The 19,947-nt window shown below is 62.3% G+C and carries 18 protein-coding genes; 12 read left to right on the top strand and 6 right to left on the bottom strand.

The window, feature by feature from the left end; translation table 11 throughout:
* Positions 1 to 315, top strand: a complete 315-nt coding sequence (locus ACQ4WY_RS12695) for an NAD(P) transhydrogenase subunit alpha part 2 (protein ID WP_034778841.1) — start codon at positions 1 to 3, stop codon at positions 313 to 315.
* A gap of 8 nt (positions 316 to 323) precedes the next feature.
* Positions 324 to 1,778, top strand: a complete 1,455-nt coding sequence (locus tag ACQ4WY_RS12690) for an NAD(P)(+) transhydrogenase (Re/Si-specific) subunit beta (RefSeq protein WP_436504446.1) — start codon at positions 324 to 326, stop codon at positions 1,776 to 1,778.
* Positions 1,779 to 1,823: 45 nt separating this feature from the next.
* Here ACQ4WY_RS12690 and ACQ4WY_RS12685 read toward each other — a convergent pair whose 3' ends face one another.
* The 5 genes from ACQ4WY_RS12685 to ACQ4WY_RS12665 all read right to left on the bottom strand — a co-directional run bounded on the left by ACQ4WY_RS12685 (position 1,824) and on the right by ACQ4WY_RS12665 (position 7,216).
* Entirely contained in the window at positions 1,824 to 2,777 is a 954-nt protein-coding gene (locus ACQ4WY_RS12685; protein WP_436504296.1) for a GGDEF domain-containing protein, read from the bottom strand.
* A 115-nt stretch (positions 2,778 to 2,892) separates the two neighbouring features.
* Entirely contained in the window at positions 2,893 to 4,035 is a 1,143-nt protein-coding gene (locus ACQ4WY_RS12680; protein WP_436504295.1) for an FAD-dependent monooxygenase, read from the bottom strand.
* Between the two features lie 9 nt (positions 4,036 to 4,044).
* The gene (locus ACQ4WY_RS12675; RefSeq protein ID WP_436504445.1) at positions 4,045 to 5,367 is read right to left on the bottom strand and encodes an aminopeptidase P N-terminal domain-containing protein; all 1,323 of its coding nucleotides are present in this window, start codon (positions 5,365 to 5,367) and stop codon (positions 4,045 to 4,047) included.
* Positions 5,367 to 6,086 (bottom strand): N-acetylmuramate alpha-1-phosphate uridylyltransferase MurU, encoded by a 720-nt coding sequence (gene murU, locus ACQ4WY_RS12670; protein WP_436504294.1) that lies wholly within the window; start codon positions 6,084 to 6,086, stop codon positions 5,367 to 5,369. The genes ACQ4WY_RS12675 and murU overlap by 1 nt, the downstream gene beginning before the upstream one ends.
* A gap of 62 nt (positions 6,087 to 6,148) precedes the next feature.
* Positions 6,149 to 7,216: an aminoglycoside phosphotransferase family protein gene (locus ACQ4WY_RS12665; RefSeq protein WP_436504293.1), complete on the bottom strand. Its 1,068-nt coding sequence runs from the start codon at positions 7,214 to 7,216 to the stop codon at positions 6,149 to 6,151.
* Positions 7,217 to 7,315: 99 nt separating this feature from the next.
* Here ACQ4WY_RS12665 and ACQ4WY_RS12660 point away from each other — a divergent pair, with 99 nt between their 5' ends.
* The 4 genes from ACQ4WY_RS12660 to rsmA all read left to right on the top strand — a co-directional run bounded on the left by ACQ4WY_RS12660 (position 7,316) and on the right by rsmA (position 12,945).
* Entirely contained in the window at positions 7,316 to 9,553 is a 2,238-nt protein-coding gene (locus tag ACQ4WY_RS12660) for an LPS-assembly protein LptD (protein ID WP_436504292.1), read from the top strand.
* A gap of 103 nt (positions 9,554 to 9,656) precedes the next feature.
* Positions 9,657 to 11,045, top strand: coding sequence for a peptidylprolyl isomerase (locus ACQ4WY_RS12655; RefSeq protein ID WP_436504291.1), 1,389 nt, complete (start codon positions 9,657 to 9,659; stop codon positions 11,043 to 11,045).
* 19 nt (positions 11,046 to 11,064) lie between these two features.
* Entirely contained in the window at positions 11,065 to 12,114 is a 1,050-nt protein-coding gene (gene pdxA, locus ACQ4WY_RS12650; RefSeq protein ID WP_436504289.1) for a 4-hydroxythreonine-4-phosphate dehydrogenase PdxA, read from the top strand.
* Between the two features lie 51 nt (positions 12,115 to 12,165).
* Positions 12,166 to 12,945: a 16S rRNA (adenine(1518)-N(6)/adenine(1519)-N(6))-dimethyltransferase RsmA gene (gene rsmA / locus ACQ4WY_RS12645; RefSeq protein WP_436504288.1), complete on the top strand. Its 780-nt coding sequence runs from the start codon at positions 12,166 to 12,168 to the stop codon at positions 12,943 to 12,945.
* A gap of 8 nt (positions 12,946 to 12,953) precedes the next feature.
* Here the strand turns inward: rsmA and ACQ4WY_RS12640 are convergent, their stop codons facing one another.
* Positions 12,954 to 13,871, bottom strand: a complete 918-nt coding sequence (locus tag ACQ4WY_RS12640; RefSeq protein WP_034778821.1) for a LysR family transcriptional regulator — start codon at positions 13,869 to 13,871, stop codon at positions 12,954 to 12,956.
* Positions 13,872 to 14,097: 226 nt separating this feature from the next.
* Between ACQ4WY_RS12640 and ACQ4WY_RS12635 the strand changes: the two genes are divergently transcribed.
* The 6 genes from ACQ4WY_RS12635 to ACQ4WY_RS12610 are packed head-to-tail and all read left to right on the top strand — an operon-like array spanning position 14,098 to position 19,939.
* Positions 14,098 to 15,213 carry a porin gene (locus ACQ4WY_RS12635; protein WP_436504287.1) on the top strand — a complete coding sequence of 372 codons (1,116 nt, stop codon included), beginning with the start codon at positions 14,098 to 14,100 and terminating at the stop codon, positions 15,211 to 15,213.
* 57 nt (positions 15,214 to 15,270) lie between these two features.
* Positions 15,271 to 16,293 carry an ABC transporter substrate-binding protein gene (locus ACQ4WY_RS12630; protein WP_436504286.1) on the top strand — a complete coding sequence of 341 codons (1,023 nt, stop codon included), beginning with the start codon at positions 15,271 to 15,273 and terminating at the stop codon, positions 16,291 to 16,293.
* Between the two features lie 21 nt (positions 16,294 to 16,314).
* Complete coding sequence (locus tag ACQ4WY_RS12625) at positions 16,315 to 17,154, top strand: ABC transporter permease (RefSeq protein ID WP_436504285.1); 840 nt, start codon at positions 16,315 to 16,317, stop codon at positions 17,152 to 17,154.
* Positions 17,151 to 17,930, top strand: coding sequence for an ABC transporter permease (locus ACQ4WY_RS12620; RefSeq protein ID WP_035822719.1), 780 nt, complete (start codon positions 17,151 to 17,153; stop codon positions 17,928 to 17,930). Before ACQ4WY_RS12625 ends, ACQ4WY_RS12620 begins: the two co-directional genes overlap by 4 nt.
* A 13-nt stretch (positions 17,931 to 17,943) precedes the next feature.
* Positions 17,944 to 18,975, top strand: coding sequence for an ABC transporter ATP-binding protein (locus ACQ4WY_RS12615; RefSeq protein ID WP_353659712.1), 1,032 nt, complete (start codon positions 17,944 to 17,946; stop codon positions 18,973 to 18,975).
* A 19-nt stretch (positions 18,976 to 18,994) separates the two neighbouring features.
* Positions 18,995 to 19,939, top strand: a complete 945-nt coding sequence (locus ACQ4WY_RS12610) for a nucleoside hydrolase (RefSeq protein ID WP_436504284.1) — start codon at positions 18,995 to 18,997, stop codon at positions 19,937 to 19,939.
* Positions 19,940 to 19,947 lie beyond the last annotated feature (8 nt).

Here is a 19,947-nt window from a genome sequence, read left to right as displayed (position 1 = left end):
ATGGAAATCAGTCACACCATCATTAACCTGATCATCTTCGTGCTGGCCATTTATGTCGGCTACCACGTCGTCTGGACCGTCACGCCGGCGCTGCATACGCCGCTGATGGCCGTCACCAATGCCATTTCCGCCATCATCATCGTCGGCGCCATGCTGGCGGCCGGCCTGACGCAAGGCCCGCTGGCGCAGGCGGCCGGCACCCTGGCCGTGGCCCTGGCCGCCGTCAACGTGTTTGGTGGCTTCCTCGTCACGCAGCGCATGCTCGAGATGTTCCGTAAAAAAGAACCGAAAGCCAAGCAAGGAGCAAAAGAATGAGTCATGCCATGAGCTTCGTCACCATGAATCTGGTGACGATGATGTACCTGATCGCCTCGGTGTGCTTCATCCAGGCCTTGAAAGGGCTGTCGTCGCCCTCGACGGCGCGCCGCGGCAATGCCTTCGGCATGAGCGGCATGGCCATTGCCGCCGTCACCACCGTGGCGCTGATCCTGAAACTGAAGGAACAGCAAACGGGCGGCATGGGCCTGACCCTCGTCATCATCGGCATCGTCACGGGTGGCGCCATCGGCGCCTACCTGGCGAAAACCGTGGAAATGACGAAGATGCCGGAACTGGTGGCCGCCATGCATTCGCTGATCGGTCTGGCGGCCGTCTGCATCGCCGTCGCGGCCGTATCCGAGCCATGGGCCTTCAATATCGCCAAACAGGGCGAGGCGCTGCCCATCGGTAACCGCTTCGAGCTGTTCATCGGCACCTTTGTCGGCGCCATCACGTTCTCCGGTTCGGTGATCGCTTTCGGCAAGCTGTCGGGCAAATACAAGTTCCGCCTGTTCCAGGGCGCGCCCGTCAGCTTCAAGGGCCAGCACATGCTCAACCTGGTGCTGGCGCTGGTGATGATCGCGCTGGGCCTGGTGTTCTGCTTCGCCGACGGGGTAGAACCGGCCTGGACGCCGTTCATCGTCATGGCTGTCATCGCCTTTGCGCTGGGCGTGCTGATCATCATCCCCATCGGCGGCGCCGACATGCCGGTGGTGGTGTCGATGCTCAACAGTTACTCGGGCTGGGCCGCAGCCGGCATCGGTTTTTCGCTGAATAACTCGATGCTGATCATCGCCGGTTCGCTCGTGGGGTCTTCGGGCGCGATCCTGTCGTACATCATGTGCAAGGCGATGAACCGCTCGTTCTTCAACGTCATTCTCGGTGGCTTCGGCGGTGCCGCACCGGCGGCCGGCGTGGCTGGCGCACAGGAGCAGCGCCCCGTGAAATCGGGCTCGGCCGATGACGCCTCTTTCATCATGGGCAATGCGGAAACCGTCATCATCGTGCCCGGCTACGGCCTGGCCGTGGCGCGCGCGCAGCATTCGCTCAAGGAGCTGGTGGAAAGACTCACCGAGAAGGGCGTCACCGTCAAATATGCGATCCACCCGGTGGCGGGGCGCATGCCGGGCCACATGAACGTGCTGTTGGCCGAAGCGGAAGTGCCGTATGACCAGGTCTTCGAGATGGAAGACATCAATGGCGAATTCGGCCAGACGGACGTGGTGCTGGTGCTGGGCGCGAATGACGTGGTCAATCCGGCGGCGAAAGATCCGAAATCGCCGATCGCCGGCATGCCGATCCTGGAAGCTTACAAGGCCAAGAGCATCATCGTCAACAAGCGTTCGATGGCGTCCGGCTATGCGGGCCTGGACAATGAATTGTTCTACCAGCCGAACACGATGATGGTGTTTGGCGACGCCAAGAAGGTCATCGAGGATATGCTGAAAGCCATCGAATAAACGCCGCTTGCAGGGACCGGACGGCCCGCCTTGCGCGGGCCGTTTTTATTGGGCGGCCGTTGCCGCGACGACCTGGTTGCGTCCCTGGTGCTTGGCCACATACAAGGCCTTGTCGGCATCCGATATGGCCGCGTCCAGGCTGGCGCCCTGCACCAGCGGCGCCACGCCGATGCTGATGGTCACCTGCAAATGGCGGCCATCGGGCAACAGGGTGATGGCGGCGGCCACGGCTGCGCGGATGCGTTCGGCCACCTGGTGTGCCTGCTGCAGGCTGGCGTCGGGGAAGAGCAGGCCGAACTCCTCGCCACCGAGGCGCGCCGCCACGTCGGTGATGCGTCCCGTGTCGCGCAGCGCCTGCGCCACCGTGCGCAGCACGGCGTCGCCCACGGCATGGCCATAGCGGTCGTTGATCTTCTTGAAGTGGTCGAGGTCGGCCACGCCCACGCTCAGGGCGGCGCCGCTGCGCGCCGCGCGCGCCATCGCCTGCTCGGCCTGCGCTTCATAGGCGCGCCGGTTGGGCAGCGACGTCAGCGCATCGTGCAGCGCCTGCTGTTCCAGCTGCGCCAGCAGGCTGGCGTTTTTTGCCGCCAGTTCGCGCCGTTCGCGCACGTCGAGCAAAAAGGCGCCGAAATAGCGCATGCCGTCGACCACGCCCAAGTCCATCGCCTTCATTTCAATAGGGATCATTTGCGTGTCGCGGTGGCGGATGGCGAATTCGCGTATCTTGCCCAGCACGCTGGAGGTGCGCGAACTGCGGATGTAGTTGATCACGTGGTTGTCGTGCTGCGCGCCGACGGTGTCGGGCAGCAGGCCGTTCAGGGTCTGTCCCAGCAATTCTCCGCTGGCATAGCCCGACAGTGCCTGCATGGCGCCATTGATATAGCGGATGCGGCAATGTTCATCGATGATGATGACGGCGTCGAGGGCATCTTCCAGCAGGCGGGAAAAGAGTACTTCGGGAAGAGCGGCAGGCGGTGCTGCGGGCAAAGCATCTGTCATGGAACGGTCGCCGAAAGCCAGGTGACAGCCATTGTCGCATCCGCAGGCCGTTTACTCCATGCCGGATATCTCGCCTGTTTCTTTTTCGCCCGTGCTCTTTTCTTATTGCTAAGACTCAGCGGCGGCCGTACATCATCAGTTCCGCCAAACTTCTGCGCGCGGGGCTGAAAACGTCCAGCAAGCCCAGCGACAGTCCCAGCAAGCCTTGCGTGGGCGCGCTGCCCGTGAAGATGCGCGCCATGGTGTCGGTGACGCGCACGGTCAGCCCCCGGTCGCCCTGGCGCAGGCTGGCGTAGCGTTCCAGCCCTGCCGGGCTGCTGTCCTGCGCCAGCACGCGGGCCAGCACGGCGGCGTCGCGCAAGCCCAGGTTCAGGCCTTGCCCCGCCACCGGGTGCAGGGTTTGCGCTGCATTGCCGATGGCGACCGTGCGCGGCGTGCCGCCCCCCTGCGCGTTCAGGCCCAGCGGATAGGCCAGACGCGCCGTCGTGTGGGTAAATCGTCCCAGGCGGCTGCCGAAGGCGGCGCCCAGGCGGGCCAGGAAGGCAGCGTCGTCCAGGGCCAGCAATTGTTCGGCGCGCGTGGGCGGCACGCACCACACCAGCGCGTAGCCGTCGTCCTGCGGCAGCAGGGCCAGCGGGCCTTCGTCGGTGAAGCGCTCATAGGCGAGATGGGCGATGGGATCGCTGGTGCGCACATGGGCAATGATGGCGCTTTGACCATAATCGCGGCTGACGGCGCGTTCCAGCTGCTGGCCGAACAGGCCGCCCTCGGCTTGCACCAGCAGGCTGGCGCGCACGCTCGACGCGGCACCGGCCTGCTCGATCTGCACGCTCACGCCATCGGCGTCCTCCGCGCTGCCCGTCACCAGCGCCGGGCGCAGGCTGGCCACGCCCAGGCGCTCGCACACGTCGGCCAGCGCGCTGACGACGGCACCGTAACGCGCCACATAACCGAGCGCCTCGACGCCATGCTCGCTGCGGTCCATCAGACTGCGCCCGAACCGGCCGCGGCGCGAGACGTGAATCTGATGAATTGGGGTCGCTGCCACGGGCCAGGCGCCCGCCTCTTCGAGAATCTGGCGGCTGCCGTGCGACAGGGCGATGGTGCGCGGGTCGCGCCTGGCTTGCTCGAGGGATTTGGCGTCGAGCAGGGCGATGCCGGCGGCGCGGCTGCCCCGCTGCACCAGCAGGGCGGCCAGCGCCATGCCGACGGGGCCGGCGCCGCAGATGGCGAGATCGAAAGTGGACGGTGTATGCATGCGGCGGCGTTAATCCTGTGACATCAGTTGTTCGATTTCAGCGACGCTCTTGGGCGCCGTGCTGAAGACTTCATGGCCTTGCGGCGTGACCAGCACATCGTCTTCGATGCGGATACCGGTATGCCAGAACTGCTCCGGCACGCCCGCGCCGGGGCGCACGTAAATACCCGGTTCCACCGTCAACACCATGCCCGGTGCCAAAGCGCGCCACGGCTTGCCGGGCGCGGCGGTGTCGCGGTAGGCGCCCACGTCGTGCACGTCCATGCCCAGCCAGTGGCTGGTGCCGTGCATGTAGAAGGGCATATAGGCCTTGTCGGCGATGACGTCCTGCGCGCTGCCGTTTTTTTGCCGATCCAGCAAGTTCAAATCCAGCATGCCCTGCGCCAGCACCTGCACGGCCGCCTCGTGGATGGCGCTGTGCGGCAAGCCGGGGCGCACCATGTCCAGCGCCGCCTGTTGCGCGGCCAGCACCAGTTCATACAGCGCCCGCTGCGGGCCGCTGAAACGGCCGTTGACGGGCCAGGTGCGCGTGATGTCGGAAGCGTAGCCATCGAGTTCGCAGCCGGCGTCGATCAGCACCAGATGACCGTCTTGCAGGACGGTGTTGTTGGCGCCGTAATGCAGGATGCAGGCGTTGCCGCCGCCGGCCACGATGGAGGAATATGCGGGGAACTGCGCGCCGCTGCGCCGGAATTCGTACAGCAGCTCCGCTTCCAGCGCGTATTCGTGCATGCCGGGCCGCGTGGCGCGCATGGCGCGCACGTGGGCCGCGCTGGAAATGGCAGCCGCGCGGCGCATCAATTGCTGTTCCTGCGTATCTTTCAGCAGACGCATGGCGTCGAGCATGCCGTGGATGTCATGCGCGATCGCGGGCGCCGTGACGCCGCTGCGGGCCTTTTGCCGCACGTTGTGCAGCCAGACCTTGACCTGTGCATCGACGCTGCCGCCCAGCGCATAGTAAATGGCGGGGGCGTCGGCCAGCAGGCGCGTCATTTCCACGTCGAGTTCCTCGATGGGGAAGGCGCTGTCAAAACCGAAGCTGGCGCGCGCCGCCTCGGGGCCGTGGCGGAAACCGTCCCAGATTTCGCGCTCCGTGTTCTTGGCGCGGCAAAACAGGATGGCGCGCGCCGGCGCCGTGGCGCTGGCGGCCACCAGGGCCACGGCGCTATCGGGTTCCGTAAAGCCGCTCAGGTAATAGAAATAGCTGTCGTGGCGATACGGATAATCGCAATCGCTGTTGCGCGGCACTTCGGGCGCCGTGACGAGGATGGCCACGCTGCCCGGCAGCATCTGCGCCAGCAGCGCCGCGCGCCGTGCCGCGTAGTTGGCCATCATGTTGCGCTGGCCTTGGCCGTCACGCCATTGAGCGCGTCGAGCTGCGCTGGCGTGCCCACATTCGTCCACTCGCCAGTATAGACTTCGCCGCCCACGCGGCCCTGGTCCGCGTACTGGCGCAGCAAATCGCCCAGTTTGGCGTGGTTGCCGGGCGCGATGCCGTCGAACATCTCGGGACGGTACACGCCGATATTGGCGAAAGTCCACTTGGTTTCGTCCGTATTGTTGATCGCGAACAAGGTCAGGCCGAAGTCGCCCTTTGGGTGGAAGTCGGGATTGGGCACCAGATAGGTCCAGGCGATGTCGCGCTGGTCGGCCGGATACGGCGTGCCCAGCACATCCTTGTCGGCCAGCACGTCGAGTACCTGCTTGAAGTCGAAATACGGGCAATAGATGTCGCCGGAAATGGCGAGAAATGGTTCCTCGCCCAGCAAGTGGCGTGCCTGGGCGATGCCGCCCGCCGTTTCCAGCGGCGTGGTCTCGGGCGAATACGCGATGCGCGCGCCATACGCGCTGCCATCGCCCAGGGTTTCCTCGATTTGGTGGCCCAGGTGCGAATGGTTGATGACGATATCCGTGATGCCGGCGCGCACCAGGTTCAGCACATGCCAGACGATCAGGGGACGGCCGCGCACTTTCAGCAGCGGTTTGGGACAGGTATCGGTAAGCGGACGCATCCGTTCTCCGCGGCCTGCGGCAAAGATCATGGCTTTCATGGGTAGTCGTTTTCAGTATCGGTAAGTCGGCTGCGCGGGCAGACCGCGCAGCGGGAAAGTGCCTAGAAGGTATAACCGACCTGGGGCGTCTTATTTTCCAATGCGTCCAGCAAACGCACCAGCGGCTTGAGTTCCGTATAGCGGTTGGCTGTCTTGCGTACGTAATCGAGCACGGTTGGCAGGTCGCCCATGTACAGATCCTTGCCGTCGCGGTAATTCAGGCGCGCGAACAGGCCGAGAATTTTCAGGTGGCGTTGCAGGGCCGTGAATTCGAAATCGCGGTAGAAGGCGTCGATGTCTGGATTGACTGGCAAGCCCAGCTGCTTGGCGCGCTGCCAATAGCGGATCACCCAGTCGAGCACCAGTTCTTCATCCCATTGAATATACGCGTCGCGCAGCAGCGAAGCGATGTCGTAGGTGACGGGACCGAAGACGGCGTCCTGGAAGTCGAGGATGCCGGGATTGGGGATGGAACCATCGTTGATGTGCATCAAATTGCGCGAATGGTAGTCGCGGTGCATGAATACTTGCTGCTGCGATAAGATATTCGCCGTGATGGCTTCGAAGACCTTGTCCAGCTGGGTTTGTTGCACATCCGTCAAGGTGGCGCCCAGGTGCTTGCCAATAAACCATTCCGGGAACAGATACATTTCGCGCAGGATGAAGGCGCGGTCGAATTCGGGCAAGACGTCCGGCTGGCTGGCCAGCTGGATTTTCATCAGCGATTCGAGCGCTTCAGCGTACAGCACGCTGGCATTGTCGTGATTCAGGGCATCGAGGTAGGTGGTCGTGCCCAGGTCGGAGAGCAGCAGGAAGCCATTGTCCAGGTCTTGCGCGATGATCTCGGGCACGGATACGCCGGCGCCTTTCAGCAAGCCCGCCACCTTGACAAAGGCGGGCACGTTTTCGCGCTCGGGCGGCGCATCCATGGCGATCAGTGTCTTTCCTGGCAAGGTTGTATTGCCTGGCAGCACATCGAGACGGTAGTAGCGGCGGAAGCTCGCATCGCTGGAAGCGGAGCGGGCAGAATCGGGCGCGACGAGGTTCAGCGGGGCCAACCAGGCTTTCAACAGGGTCAGGCGAGCGTCGGCAGAGGCCGGCGCGGCAGGGGAATTGGGGGAGAATGACATTAAGCGGCCTGTGGAATCGGGTTGATGGTGCAGATTCCCATATAATAAGGGATTCAAATCAAAAAATCGCCTGTCAATGGTGCTTGCCCCTTCCAATTCATGAGCTGGTTTTCGGCCTCCCCCCCTTCGCAGCGCTGGGCTTTCGCCATCAGCGCGCTCGTCGCCGCCACGACGGTGCCTGTCCACGCCCAGAAAGCACCGCGTCCGGTTCATGTGGAAGATCCCGACGCGCCCACCGTCATGACGGCGAACAGCATGAACGGGCGACCCGAAAGGGAGATCAATCTCGATAAAAATGTCGTGATTGAGCGCGGAAAAACCACAAAAATGACGGCCGATACAGCTTGTTACAAACAAGTTGAAGATCAGTTCGAGGCCGAGGGCCATATTAAGATGTGGCGTTTCGGCGATTACTACACGGGCGACGTCTTGAAGCTGAACATGGAAACCGGCAAGGGTTTCCTGCTCAACCCGACGTACCGCTTCGAAGTGGGTGGCGGCCAGGGCAAGGCCGAGCGCGTCGACTTCATCAACCCCGACGAAGCCAATGTCATCGACGGCACGTACAGTACCTGCGAAGGGCCGAATCCGGACTGGTACCTGAAATCGAGCACCTTGAACCTCGATACGGGCCGCGACGTGGGCACCGGCAGCAAGACCATCATCTATTTCAAGGACGTGCCGATCCTGGGTACGCCGGGCATCTCGTTTTCGCTGTCGGGTGCACGCCGCTCGGGCTGGCTGGCGCCCACGCCTGGCTTTGCCTCGAAGAACGGTTTCGAGCTGCTGATGCCGTATTACCTGAACATCGCGCCGAACCGCGACCTGACGCTGTTCCCGCGCTACATACAGCGGCGCGGCATCCAGCTCGGTGCGACGGGCCGCTACATGGGCGAGACGGATGCAGGCCTGTACCAGGGTGAAACGTCGTTTGAGTTCTTGCCTAACGACAAGCAGACCAAGACCAACCGCTACATGATCAAGTCCAAGCATGAGCAGGCGCTGGCCAAGGGCTGGAGTTACAGCTGGGATCTGCGCGAGGCGTCCGACAATAATTACCCGAACGATTTTTCGAAAACCGTCGCCACCGCCACCGAGCGCCAGTTGCTGCGCGAATTGCGCACCGATTACCGCACCGAGGACTGGAGCCTGACGGCGCGCGTGCAGAATTACCAGGTGCTGCAGGATCCCGATCCCACGGTGACCGTGCCGCGCCCGTATGACCGCTTGCCGGCGGTGAACTTCCATGCTGGCAAATACGACGTCTGGGGCGGCTTCGACTGGACCTTCGACGCGGAAGCGACGCGCTTCGCCCACCCGACCCTGGTGCAAGGCTCGCGCCTCGTGGCCGTGCCGCAAGTGAGTTTCCCCATCATGCGCCCTGGCTACTTCATCACGCCCAAGCTGATGCTCAATGCCAGTGCTTATCAGCTTGATAATGACGCCAGGACCAAGGCGCTGTTCCCGACGACCTCGTTTACGCGCGCCGTGCCAACCTTCTCGGTCGACAGTGGCCTGGTGTTTGAACGCGACACGAATCTGTTTGGCGCCAAGGGCGGCACGCAAACCCTGGAGCCGCGCCTGTTCTACGTCTACACGCCGTACCGCGACCAGTCGCAGTTTCCGAATTTCGACACGGCCGACGGCACCTTCAACCTGACGCAGATCTTCACGGAAAACCGTTTTGTTGGCAGCGACCGCATCGGCGACGCCAACCAGGTCACGGCCGCTGTCGTCTCGCGCTTCCTGCAGTCGGACGGCACGGAGCGCATGCGCCTGACCTTCGGCCAGCGTTTCTATTTTGTCGACCAGCGCGTGCAACTCAATTCGACCACGCCCGTCAACCAGTCGCGCTCGGATATCCTGGTGGCGGCAACGGGCCGGGTGTCCGAGACTTGGACCGCCGACAGCCTGGTGCAGTACAATCCCAGCGATCGCCGCTTGATGAGCTACAACTACACCTTGCAATATCAGCCAGGTGCCAAGAAAGTATTGAATTTCAGTAATCGTTTCCAGCGTGGCAGTATGCGCAATGCGGAAGTGTCGACGCAATGGCCGTTGACGGACCGCCTGTATGGCGTGGGCCGCATCAGTTACTCCCTGCTGGACCGTCGCATGCTGGAAAGCCTGGTCGGCCTGGAATACAAGGGCGACTGCTGGGTGTTCCGCATGGGAGCGCAGCGTTTCGTGACGACGGCCAATACTGTTTCGACGCCGATCTTCTTCCAGCTGGAATTGACGGGCTTGTCGAATGGTCTGGGTCTGGGCGCGAATGGACTGGAAACTTTTACAAAAACCATCCCTGGTTACCAGACACTGAGCCAGCCACTCCGTTAAGATAGGCACCGTTGCCGCCGCCGGTGTTCCCGGCGCTGGCACAAACCGGTTTTTTTATTCACCTGAACTCATGAGCGCTCTACACATTATGCGTAATGCCAGTATGCACCAACTCAAAATTGCAACGGTTTTGTTGTGCGCCATTTCCGGCGCCACGACCAGTAGTGTCTGGGCGCAACAGGCTGCGCCAGCGCCTGTCGCCAAGCCGGCTGCCGCAGCACCGGCCAAAGGGTTCACGCCACCCGCCTCGAGCAGTGGCCAGACCATCGACTCCATCGCCGTCGTCGTCAATGACGAGGTGATTACGCGCAATGAAGTGGCGGCCCGCATCAAGAGCGTGGAGCAGCGCATGAAGGCGCAGAACGTGCCCTTGCCCGATCCTGCCGACCTGCGTCGTCAATTGCTGGAGCGCATGATTGTGGAGCGCGCACAAATGCAGCTGGCCAAGGAAATGGGCGTGCGCGTGGATGACCTGACCCTGGATCGCGCGATTGGCCGTATTGCTGAACAGCAAAAAATGACGGTGCAAGAATTGCGCAACCAGATGGAAAAAGAAGGTACGCCGTTTGCGACCTTCCGCGAAGAAATCCGCGATGAAATCATCATGCAGCGTCTGCGCGAGCATGAAGTCGACGCCAAGATCCAGATTTCCGATTCCGAAGTGGATAACTTCCTGGAAGCGGAAAAAGCGGCCGCCAGCGAACAGGTGGAACTGAACCTGGCGCAAATTCTCGTGCGCATTCCGGAAAACTCCAGCCCCGAACAGATCGCCGCGCGCCGCGCACGCGCCGAAGAAGTCAGCCGCCAGCTGCGCACGGGCGCCGATTTCGCCAAGATGGCCGCCACCTATTCCGACGCCAGCGACGCGCTGAGCGGCGGCGATATCGGCTGGCGCCATAGCGACCGCGTGCCGCCCCTGTTCACGGAACAGTTGTTGAAACTGAAACCCGGCCAGATCACGCCTATCATCAAGAGCAACACCGGTTTCCACATTCTCAAGCTGGTGGACCGCCGCAGCGCGGCCGAAGCGCAAGCCGTCGCTGCCGTGCAGCAGACGCATGCCCGCCATATCTTGCTGAAAGTAACCCCGACCTTGTCGGCTGCCGAAGCCAAGCGTAAATTGCTGGAATTGAAAGAGCGCCTCGATAACAAGGCCGCCAAGTTCGAAGACCTGGCCCGCTTGTTCTCGAACGACGGTTCCGCGGCCAAGGGCGGCGACCTGGGCTGGCTGTATCCAGGCGATACCGTGCCGGAATTTGAAACGGCGATGAATGCGCTGAAACCGGGCGAGGTGAGCGAGCCGATCGAATCGAGCTTTGGTTTCCACCTGATCGAAGTGCTGGAACGCAAGAGCGACGACGTCTCGAAAGAGAAACAGCGCGCCGCTGCGCGTAATGCCTTGCGCGAACGCAAACTGGAAGAAGCGACGGAAAACTGGGCGCGCGAAGTGCGCGACCGTGCTTACGTCGAATTCCGCGCGGACGACCAGTAATGCTGCCGACTATTTGTGCATGAGTAACTTGCCTGTATCACGCCGCCCGGCCATCGCCATCACTTGTGGCGAACCGGCCGGTGTCGGCCCGGAAATTTCGATCCGCGCCGCCTGGGCCATGCGCCATGAGGTCAACTGCATCCTGCTGGGCGACGCCGCTTTCCTGGCGCTGACGGCCAGCCTGATCGATCCGGACATTCGCCTGGCGGCGCTGTCGCTGCAAGCCGTGCGCAATAACGGCCTGCCCCAGTTCGGACCGGGCCGCCTGGCCGTGATCGATATTCCCACTGTTAACAATGTCATTCCTGGCGTGCTGGACAAGGAAAACGGGCGCTCCGTGCTCGCGACCCTGGACGCGGCCGTGGAAGGCATCCAGGCCGGCTGGTTTGGCGCCATGGTCACGGCGCCCTTGCAAAAGAGCACGATCAACGACGCCGGCGTGGCCTTTTCCGGCCATACGGAATACCTGGCAGAAAAAACCGGCACGCCGCAGGTGGTGATGATGCTGGCCGGCGAACCCGGCCATGGCGAACCGACCCTGCGCGTGGCGCTGGCCACCACGCATCTGCCATTGAAGGACGTGTCCGCCGCCATTACCCTCGATAGCCTGGCCGTCACCCTCGATATCCTCCAGGCGGACCTGCAACAGAAATTCGGCATCGCCGCGCCGCGCATCCTGGTCACCGGCCTGAACCCGCACGCGGGCGAGGGCGGTTATCTGGGACGCGAGGAAATCGATGTCATCGCTCCGGCGATTGCCGCGGCGCAAGCACGCGGCATCGATGCGCGCGGGCCGTATCCGGCCGACACCTTGTTCCAGCACAAGTATCTGGCCGATGCCGACTGCGTGCTGGCCATGTACCACGACCAGGGCTTGCCCGTGCTGAAATACGCGACCTTCGGGCGCGGCATCAATATCACCCTGGGCTTGCCGCTGATCCGCACCTCGGTCGACCACGGCACGGCGCTGGACCTGGCCGCGCAAGGGCTTGGGCTGGCCGACGACCACAGCATGCGGCAAGCGCTGCAAACGGCACTCGACATGCTGCGCGCCAGCACCCGCGCCTGATACCCACCGGTTTTACCCCGCTACACCGCCTCTAGAATAGAAAAACAGAATATGAAACACGTTGCCCGCAAACGCTTTGGCCAGAACTTCCTGCATGACCGCTTCGTCCTCGACGACATCACGGCCGCCATTGCGCCGCAGGCGGATGATGCCATGGTCGAGATCGGCCCCGGCCTGGGCGCCATGACGGAGCAGCTGCTGCGCCACTTGAAGCAGATGCATGTGGTCGAGCTGGACCGCGACCTGATCGTGCGCCTGGAAAAGACCTTCAATCCGGCCAAGCTGACGATCCACTCGGGCGACGCGCTGAAATTCGATTTCGCGCAAATTCCCGTGCCGGACGGCCAGAAGCTGCGCATCGTGGGTAACTTGCCGTACAACATTTCCAGCCCGCTGCTGTTCCACCTGGCAGATTTCGCGCCGCTGGTGAAAGACCAGCATTTCATGCTGCAAAAGGAAGTCGTCGAGCGCATGGTGGCCGAACCGGGCAGCAAGGCCTACGGCCGCCTGTCCGTGATGCTGCAATGGCGCTATGACATGTCCTTGCTGTTCATCGTGCCGCCGACGGCCTTCGATCCGCCGCCGAAAGTGGAATCGGCCATCGTGCGCATGATCCCCGTGGCCGAGCGCCTGGCGTGCGACCAGGCGACGCTGGAAGCGGTGGTCATGAAGGCCTTCTCGCAGCGCCGCAAGGTGATCCGCAACTGCCTGGCCGGGATGTTTACGGAAGAGCAGATCAAGGCGGCCGGCATCGATCCGACCCTGCGCCCGGAAACCGTGGGCCTGGAGCAGTATGTTGCTTTGGCGAATTTGCTGAAGGCGCCTGCTTAAGTGTTAACTTAAAACCACTGGTCGACCTGCTGCAAATCTTGCCGCAGCGCTGAAAAGCAGTCGTCGACATGGTGGTTGCGGCTGATTTCATTACGCCGCATCAAGGCGATCTTGCGCTTGCAGGTGGGCTGGCGCAGGGGCGCCACGTGCAGGTCTTCGTCGTTGAGGAAGGTCGTGTACAGGCTGGGCATGATGCCCACGGCGATGCCGGCGCGCACTACGCCGTACAGCGATTCGCTGTGGATCATCTGGTACAGGCTCGACGGGCTCAAGCCATGCTGGCGCAGGGCGCTCGAGGCGAACTCCCAGATGCTGCCCTTGGTAAACACGACGATTTCCTGGCCCGCCAGTTGCTCCCAGCGCACTTCCTTGAGCGGCGCCAGCGCATGGCGGCCCGCCGTCACCAGCACCAGCTCATCTTCGAACAGGCCCACGCTTTCCAGCGACACGGAACCGGGCACTTCGATGCCCACGCAGAAGTCCAGCTGGCCCGAATGCAGGGCGTGCAGCAAGCCATCGTTGGGCATGTCCGACAGGACGATTTCCACTTCATCGCCATGCTGCTCGCAGTAGCGCGCCACCACCACGGCCGTCATCGCCATGGCCGACGGTATCGCGCCGATGCGGATGCGGTGGCGGCCGCTGCCGATGGCGCGCTGGATATCGGCAAAAGTGTTGCTTGCCGTATTCAATAAATGCGTGGCGTAGTCGAGCGCCAGCTTGCCTTCGCGCGTCAGTTCCAGCTGGTGGGTTGTGCGGTTAAACAACTTTTTTCCCAGTTGATTTTCCAGCAGCTTGATCGAGGCGCTGAGGGCCGGCTGGGTCACGCACAATTCCTGTGCAGCCTTGCTGAAGCTGTTTACCCGGGCTAGGGTAGCAAACGCTTGCAAATGTCGTAAGGAAATCTTTTTGCTCAGTTCATGCATGGGGGTTGCTTATTAGAAAAAGTAATGGATTTATAAAAATAAACAAATTTTCTTATCCCGCAATTTACCATATTCTGGACTGGTCTTTACTTGTCTTGAAGGCAACAATCTTCAGAGAAGCGCTTGCCAGGCGGCGCCGGTACTCGCGCTAGCACGCCATGCAAGGGACGCATCAATAAAATAATTCCAAAAAAACTCAGGGTTTATTCTTTTTAGGGTGGCGGCGATGAACAAATGGATGACGGGAACGATGGTAGTGGGTGGCTTGCTGGCGGCGCAGGGCGCCGCGCAGGCGCAAAGCAGCGTGCAAGTGTATGGCTTGCTGTCGGCCGGTATCGGCTATGTGTCGGATGAGGGGAACGGCAGCCGCACGCATGCGCTGAGCGGCACGAATCAGAATCCCCGTATCGGTTTCCGCGGCCAGGAAGACCTGGGCAACGGCACCAAGGCTATCTTCGTGCTGGAAAACGGTTTTAACGTGATGACCGGCACGGCCTCGCAAAGTGGCCGTTTGTTCGGCCGCCAGTCGTATGTGGGTTTGTCCAGCAACGACAAGGGCACCCTGACCCTGGGCCGCCAGTACGAAGCCGTCAAGGATCTGCTGGGCCCGGTGGTCATCGCCAGTAACGGCGTGCATATCGGCGACAACGACAATGGCTACAACAACCTGCGCGTGCAAAATGCCGTCAAGTATGTCAGCCCGAACATCAGCAACCTGTCGTTCACAGGCTTGTACGGCTTCAGCGAGAACCCGGAAGATTCCAACCGCAACCGCGTCTACAGCATGGGCGCCGGCTACAAAGTCGATGCCTTCAGCTGGGCCGTCGCCTACACCAAGATGGATCACCCGAATAGCCCGGATGCGCCGAATGGCGCCATCGGCAATGACTATGGCAGCTCCCTGTTGATCTTCAACAAGAGCGCCGTCAAGGGCGCCGGCGTGAACAGCCAGGCCATCGCCGGCACGGGAGGCTTTTATAATGTCGGCAAGACCAAGTTTGGCGCGTTGTACACCAACGTGCGCTACCACTACCTGGATCAAAGCAATCTGACCTTGCAAAACGTGGACCTGAACGTGAACCACAAGCTGACGGAAGCGTTGAACCTGGGCGCGTCGTATTTCTTTACCACCGGTAAATATGACGTGATCAACAAGACGCCGAAATGGCATCAGGTCAACTTCCAGGCCGATTACTTCCTGTCCAAGCGCACCGATGTCGCCATCACCTGGAGCTACCAGAAAGCCGCAGGCGATGCGACGTTCGCCCGCGTGTTCGGCTTCGGCGCCTCGGGCGGCAAGACGCAAAGCGTCCTGATCGTCGGCATGCGACATTATTTCTGAGTCTGATTCATCTTTACAGGCGCTGTCCCGCAGCGCCGTCCCCTGAAAGGAAGCATCTTGAAAAAGCACCTCATGTTGGCGTTGAGCCTAGGCTTGCTGGCTAACGCCGCCCACGCGGAAAAACGCGAGCTGGTCATTTCGGCCTATCCGATTGCCCAGCCCTTGTTCATGAAGTATGTGTACGAGCCGTTCAAGGCCAAATGCGCTTGCGATATCAAGGTGGAAACGGGGAATAACGCGGACCGCATCGCCAAGCTGGTGGTGCACAGCAAGAACCCGGTGATCGACCTGGTGCTGCTGTCCGATTCCGGCATGCTGGAAGCGGCGCAAAAGGGCGTCATCCAGCCCATGGATTACTCCAAGCTGAGCAATTACAAGTCCCTGTACGACGTGGCGAAAAATCCCATCGGCGGCAACTTCGCCGTCGGCTACACGCTGTACTCGGTCGGCCTGGTGTACCGCAGCGACAAGATTGCCCCGCTGACGTCCTGGAAGGACCTGTGGCGCCCTGAACTGAAGGGCCGCGTGGCCTTCCCCGACGTGAGCACCACGCAAGGCCCATTGATGCTGCGCATGGCCGATGCGGCCTGGGGCGGCAAGACGGACGACTACGCCACCGGCTTTGCCAAGATCGTCGGCATGAAGGGCAACGTCGTCACGTTCTCGAAAAACAGCGCGCAGCTGGCCGCCCTGTTCGCGCAAGATGAAATCTGGGCCGCGCCCGTGGCGCGCTTTACCTGGTCGCAAATGCTCAAGACGGGCCTGCCCCTGAAGTGGAGCATCCCGGCCGAAGGCCAGGCGGCCGGTATGAACGTGATGGGCATCGTTGCCGGTTCGAAGAATGCGGACCTGGCTTACCAGCTGATGGATTTCTGGCTGTCCAAGGAAGTGCAGACGCAGCTGGCGACCAACTTGGTCGACTCGCCCGTCAACAAGGACGTGCGCCTGTCCGTGGCCGCCGCGCAATTCAATACCTATGGCGCCGACCAGATCAATTCGCTGAAATTCGTCAAGCCGGAAACCATCATCAAGCAGCGCACGAACTGGATGACGCAGTGGAACAAGGCCATGAGCAAATAGTGGTGACGAGGAGAAAACACCATGTTTGCTGATCCAAAAAAGCGTCTGGGACTGCTGCTGGTCCTGCCGGCGCTGATCTTTATCGTCGTCTGCTTCCTGCTGCCCGTGCTGGCCTTGCTGGTCGACGCCTTCCGCGTCGGCGACGGCATGCAGTGGGGCGTTGACCGCTTCATTGAATTCTTCTCGCAGGAATTCAACCGCACCATCTTCTGGCGCACCCTGCGCATCGCCGCGCTGGTGACGCTCGCCTCCATCATCCTCGGCTATCCGGCCGCGCAAGCCGTGGCGCGCGTGTCGCCAAAGTGGCGCGGGCTGGTGGTGGGCATGATGATCTTGCCGCTGATGGTCTCGCCGATCGCGCGTACCTACGCGTGGATCGTCTTGCTGGGCCGCAATGGTGCCCTCAACGCGGCGCTCGTCAACATGGGTTTCACGGACGAGCCGCTGCGTTTGCTGTTCAGCGAATTTGCCGTGTTTGTCGGCCTGCTGCAATTGCTGCTGCCGCTGATGCTGATGTCGCTGGCGGGCGCGCTGGAAAACCTGCCGCGCGACGTGGAACCGGCTGCCGCCACCCTGGGCGCCAATCCCTGGCAAGTGTTTTTCAAGGTCACCCTGCCGCTGACGCAGGAAGGCCTGGTGGTCGGCGGCACGCTCGTATTTACGGGCTGCGTGACGGCCTATGTGACGCCAGCCCTCTTGGGCGGCACCAAGGTGCTGATGCTGGAAACCCTGCTGTACCAGAAGGTCAGCGTGGAGAGCGATTTCGGCGCGGCCAACGTCATCGCCGTCATCCTCGTCTGCATGACCCTGCTGGTCAACGCCGGCCTTAAACGTATTTCCTCGAGCCGGAGTTCCGTATGAAAGAAAGCTTGTTTTCGCGCGCCGTCCTGTGGCTGGTGTTTTTGTTCCTGCTGGGACCTTTCGCCATCGTCGTGCTGGCGGGCTTTTCCGGCGGCGAAACCCTGGCGTTCCCGCCCGAGTCGTACTCGCTGCGCTGGATACTCGAAGTGTGGTCGGCGCCCGAGTTCCGCCGCGCCTTCCAGACCAGCCTGGAAATCGGCCTGATCGCGACCGTCATCGCGCTGTTGCTGGGCATACCCGTCGCGTATGCGTTTTCGCGCATGCCGCCGCCGGGCATCGGCGCCATCCGCCAGATCCTGACGTCGCCGCTGATCATTCCCGCCATCCTGGTGGGCCTGGGCTTGCTGCACCACCTGGTGCTGACCATCAATGCGCCCGTGTACGTGGGCCTGTTGATCGGCCATATCGCGCTGTTGATTCCGTACTCGGTGCGCGTGGTGTACGCCAGTCTGGTGAATTTGCGCGTGGATATCGAGGATGCCGCCATCACCTTGGGTGCGTCGCGCCTGCGGGCGTTTTTCATGATTGTGCTGCCGAATATCCGCAACGCCGTGATCGCCGCCTTCTTCCTCGCCTTCGTCACCTCGTTCAACCAGGTGCCCGTCTCGCTGTTCCTGACGGGCCCGGGCATCAGCACCTTGCCGATCGAGATGCTGGGGCATATGGAAAACAGCTTCGACCCGTCGATCGCTGCCCTGTCGACCTTGCTGGTCTTGTTCACCATGGCCTTCGTGATGGTGACCGAGAAGGTGCTGGGCATTTCTAAATACATGTAAGAGGCAACACACCATGAGTTATCTGGAACTGCACAAGCTGAACCTTGGCTACGCCAAGAACACGACATCCGTGAAAGACCTGGACCTGCACGTCGAGCAGGGCGAATTGATTTCCCTGCTGGGCCCCAGTGGCTGCGGCAAGACCACCACCATGCGCGCCATCGCCGGCCTGATGCCGCTGCAGTCGGGCCGCATCGTGCTCGACGGCCGCGAAATCGGCAAGCTGGCGCCGAACAAGCGCAATATCGGCATGGTGTTCCAGTCGTATGCGCTGTTCCCGCACCTGAACGTATACGACAACATCGCCTTCGGCTTGCGCCTGCGCAAGGTTGCGCCAGCCTTGTTGAAAAACAAGGTGGAAGCCGTGATCGCGGCCGTGGGACTGACCGGTTTTGAAACCCGTTTGCCGGCGCAGATGTCCGGTGGCCAGCAGCAGCGCGTGGCGCTGGCGCGCGCCATCGTCGTCGAGCCGGCCCTGCTGCTGCTGGACGAACCGCTGTCGAACCTGGACGCCAAGCTGCGCGTGCAGATGCGCGCCGAGCTGCGCCGCATCCAGCGCGAACTGGGCATCACCATGCTGTACGTGACGCACGACCAGGAAGAAGCGCTGGCTTTGTCCGACCGCATCGTCGTCATGAACGGCGGTCGCATCGAGCAGCTGGCCGCGCCGGAAGCCGTCTTCAATACGCCGTCGACGCGTTTTGTTGCCAACTTCATGGGCTTTGAAAATCTGTTCGACTACCGCGACGGCGCGCTGCACCACGCAGGCGCCAGCCTGCCGTACACGTCTCCCGTCGCTGCCGGCACCACGGTGCTGGGCTGGCGTCCGGACAAGGTACGCGTCTGCGCGCCTGACGACGCAGCTGGCCAGTACCCGGGCACCGTGCTGGCACGGGGCTTCCTGGGCGACACCGTCGAATACCTGCTGCAAACGCCGCTGGGCCAGGTCAAGGGTATTTGCGCGGCCGGTGGCGCCGCCTGGCGCGAGGGCACGGCCGTGTCCTTCGTGCTGCCGTCTGACAGCGCCCTGTGGCTGGGCGCGTGATTTCTTAATGGAAAGCATCATGACCCAAGCCTTGAAAAAAATCTGGCTCGATACCGATCCCGGTTTCGACGACTGGCTGACGATGCTGCTCTTGGGCAGCAATCCCGATATCGAGTGGCTGGGCGTGAGCGTGGTGGCGGGCAATGCGCCCGTCGATATCACCTACGACAATGCCTTGCGCATCAAGGCCCATGATGGCTTGACGGTACCGATTTACCGCGGCTGCGACAAGCCGCTGGCCGGCGTCATCGAAACGGCGCAGCGCATCCTCGGCGACAGCGGCATGCCGACGACAGGCGAGATACTGCCGCCCGGCGCCGCCGTTGACGCTGCCGGCCACGCCGTCGATGCGTTGATCGCCGCCGTACGCGCCCACCCTGGCCAGATCACCATCATGGCGATTGCGCCGATGACGAACCTGGCCACGGCATTGGCCCGCGCGCCCGATATCGCCGGCAAGATCGTCGAGATCATCCTGATGGGCGGCTCGACCGACCAGGGCAACCACACTGCGGCGGCCGAATTCAATATCTACGCCGACCCGGAAGCGGCAGCCCAGGTCTTCAAGTCCGGCATCCCGCTGCGCATGTTCGGTTTGAACCTGTGCCGCCAGCTGCTGGTGACGAACGCGGACGTGCAACGTCTGCGCGCCATCGGCACGCCGCGCGCGCAGCGGCTGGCCGGTTACCTGGAAGCGTATGTGCGCATCCGCAGCAGCGACGGTTCCGTGCCCATGCCCATGTACGACCCGGTGGTGGCCCTGTACCTGGAAGCGCCGCGGCTGTTCCAGTTCCAGCCGGCCCACGTGGCCATCGAATTGACGGGCGAACTGACGCGCGGCATGACGGTGTGCGAGTTCCGCGTGCCGCGCCGCGCGCCCATCAACACGCAGGTGGCGATGCTGGCCGACGGCCCGGCCGCCATCGAGCGCCTGATGCGCCGCCTGGCCGCCATTCTCGTCTGACCCACTTC

Source organism: Janthinobacterium salmonicoloratum (assembly GCF_051380845.1).
Taxonomy (GTDB): Bacteria; Pseudomonadota; Gammaproteobacteria; order Burkholderiales; family Burkholderiaceae_D; genus Janthinobacterium; species Janthinobacterium lividum_F.
Note: the sequence above shows the minus strand (reverse complement) of the source record. Positions and strands in the feature narration are given on the sequence as shown.

Excerpts from the sequence above, each read along its gene's own strand:
- ACQ4WY_RS12660 (WP_436504292.1), top strand. The coding sequence starts at position 7,316 with ATGAGCTGGTTTTCGGCCTCCCCCCCTTCGCAGCGCTGGGCTTTCGCC.
- ACQ4WY_RS12685 (WP_436504296.1), bottom strand. The coding sequence starts at position 2,777 with ATGACAGATGCTTTGCCCGCAGCACCGCCTGCCGCTCTTCCCGAAGTA.
- ACQ4WY_RS12625 (WP_436504285.1), top strand. The coding sequence starts at position 16,315 with ATGTTTGCTGATCCAAAAAAGCGTCTGGGACTGCTGCTGGTCCTGCCG.
- ACQ4WY_RS12665 (WP_436504293.1), bottom strand. The coding sequence starts at position 7,216 with ATGTCATTCTCCCCCAATTCCCCTGCCGCGCCGGCCTCTGCCGACGCT.
- ACQ4WY_RS12620 (WP_035822719.1), top strand. The coding sequence starts at position 17,151 with ATGAAAGAAAGCTTGTTTTCGCGCGCCGTCCTGTGGCTGGTGTTTTTG.
- pdxA (WP_436504289.1), top strand. The coding sequence starts at position 11,065 with ATGAGTAACTTGCCTGTATCACGCCGCCCGGCCATCGCCATCACTTGT.
- ACQ4WY_RS12680 (WP_436504295.1), bottom strand. The coding sequence starts at position 4,035 with ATGCATACACCGTCCACTTTCGATCTCGCCATCTGCGGCGCCGGCCCC.
- ACQ4WY_RS12610 (WP_436504284.1), top strand. The coding sequence starts at position 18,995 with ATGACCCAAGCCTTGAAAAAAATCTGGCTCGATACCGATCCCGGTTTC.
- ACQ4WY_RS12640 (WP_034778821.1), bottom strand. The coding sequence starts at position 13,871 with ATGCATGAACTGAGCAAAAAGATTTCCTTACGACATTTGCAAGCGTTT.
- ACQ4WY_RS12615 (WP_353659712.1), top strand. The coding sequence starts at position 17,944 with ATGAGTTATCTGGAACTGCACAAGCTGAACCTTGGCTACGCCAAGAAC.
- ACQ4WY_RS12690 (WP_436504446.1), top strand. The coding sequence starts at position 324 with ATGAGCTTCGTCACCATGAATCTGGTGACGATGATGTACCTGATCGCC.
- ACQ4WY_RS12675 (WP_436504445.1), bottom strand. The coding sequence starts at position 5,367 with ATGGCCAACTACGCGGCACGGCGCGCGGCGCTGCTGGCGCAGATGCTG.
- rsmA (WP_436504288.1), top strand. The coding sequence starts at position 12,166 with ATGAAACACGTTGCCCGCAAACGCTTTGGCCAGAACTTCCTGCATGAC.
- ACQ4WY_RS12695 (WP_034778841.1), top strand. The coding sequence starts at position 1 with ATGGAAATCAGTCACACCATCATTAACCTGATCATCTTCGTGCTGGCC.
- murU (WP_436504294.1), bottom strand. The coding sequence starts at position 6,086 with ATGAAAGCCATGATCTTTGCCGCAGGCCGCGGAGAACGGATGCGTCCG.
- ACQ4WY_RS12655 (WP_436504291.1), top strand. The coding sequence starts at position 9,657 with ATGCACCAACTCAAAATTGCAACGGTTTTGTTGTGCGCCATTTCCGGC.
- ACQ4WY_RS12635 (WP_436504287.1), top strand. The coding sequence starts at position 14,098 with ATGAACAAATGGATGACGGGAACGATGGTAGTGGGTGGCTTGCTGGCG.